Genomic DNA, 1347 nt, shown 5'->3' with positions numbered 1-1347 from the left:
GGATGGTATTGTCGACGATCTTTATGATGCGCATTACGTCGCCAACCTGATGGGCGGCCCACGTCGTGCGATCGAGCTATTCTTGCGCGATCGTGGGCAGCACTACGAAATCGATACCAGGCTTTGTGACCACTTTGGCACCAACGCGACGTGGAACGTCAATGGATATCTCCGTCGCGTTCGCTAGATAAGTTCCAGGAAGAAGCGGTTTTCCGTCTGGAATTGGTATAAGCAGAGAGATGGAGTGTCCTTGGCAACCTCACTCCTTGCGCCACCATGCCCCGGTCCAATCGACTTCGTGCATCGGTGCCGTGATGCCGTGTTGATCGCGAAAATCGACGACCGCGCGCCTGCATGGATCAAGCGCGCGATCGTCGATGATGACAAATCCGCCCGCGGATAGCTTCGGGTAAAGGGAATTCAGCGCCACGATGGTCGACTCGTACAAGTCGCCGTCGAGACGCAGGAGGCCGAAAGGCCCGGCGGACAGCGACGGCAGCGTGTCGCTAAACATCCCTTCCACGAACACGACTTGCTCGTCGAGCAGCCCGTAGCGCTTGAAATTGTCCTTGACCGTCTCCAATGAGACGGCCAGCTCCTTGATCACGTTCAGGTTCCATCCGGCATCGGCGGGATAAAGCCCTTCGTTCGGCGCCGGCAGGCCCGCGAACGAGTCTGCGACATAGACCTTCCGGTCGTCGATCTGGTTTGCGGCAAGAACGCCGCGCATCAAGATGCAGCAGCCACCGCGCCAGACGCCCGTTTCGATGAAGTCACCGACGATACCGTCGTCCAGCACCTGCTGCGTTAGCCTGCGCAAGTTCTCAAGGCGCGCCTGGCCGACCATTGTGTGAGCCTGCGTTGGCCAATCTCTACCGATGGCACGGGTTTCAGGGTTGAACGGCTCGACCGCCAGCGGGCGCGCCCTTGGGTTGATCGCGGGATCCTGATAGACGGTGTTGAGCAATATCCTGACCAGAAGATCAAGATACAATTCCCGTGGGGCTGTATGGCTGGCTGCTGGCATCGATCCGCTCGCATCGTATTCAGGCAGGCCACGTGCGCGAATCCGCACGACGCGTCAACCCTTAACGTCAAACTAGAGCTGACGCTGTGCTATAGACCAGCGTCAGGATCCACAATGGAGCCGATCAGGAACGAATTCACAATGGTGAGCAGACGAAGGCCGTCTGTTGTATGAATGATGGCTCATAGATCTGCTCGATGCGCCATCCTGCGTCCTGCACTAGCGTCTCAATGAACGCCGTATTCTAGGTGCTGAGATGGCGAGGATTGGCGCGGTCCGCTTCGATGTACCCGTCGACGTTCGCGTCGACAATGGCTGTG

General features: G+C 58.2%; 1 protein-coding gene and 1 pseudogene. One reads left to right on the top strand and one right to left on the bottom strand.

Going from position 1 to position 1347, the window contains the following annotated elements; all coding sequences use genetic code 11:
- Window positions 1–187: pseudogene (locus tag ACXJ7R_RS32910) on the top strand (CmcI family methyltransferase); the annotation flags it as partial.
- Between the two features lie 72 nt (window positions 188–259).
- Here the strand turns inward: ACXJ7R_RS32910 and ACXJ7R_RS32905 are convergent.
- Window positions 260–1027 (bottom strand): TylF/MycF/NovP-related O-methyltransferase, encoded by a 768-nt coding sequence (locus ACXJ7R_RS32905; RefSeq protein ID WP_457155439.1) that lies wholly within the window; start codon window positions 1025–1027, stop codon window positions 260–262.
- Between the last annotated feature and the right edge of the window lie 320 nt (window positions 1028–1347).

The sequence above is a fragment of the Mesorhizobium sp. P5_C1 genome, assembly GCF_054049815.1.
The sequence above is the reverse complement of the archived record's forward strand: the minus strand, read 5'-3'. Positions and strand labels throughout refer to the sequence as shown.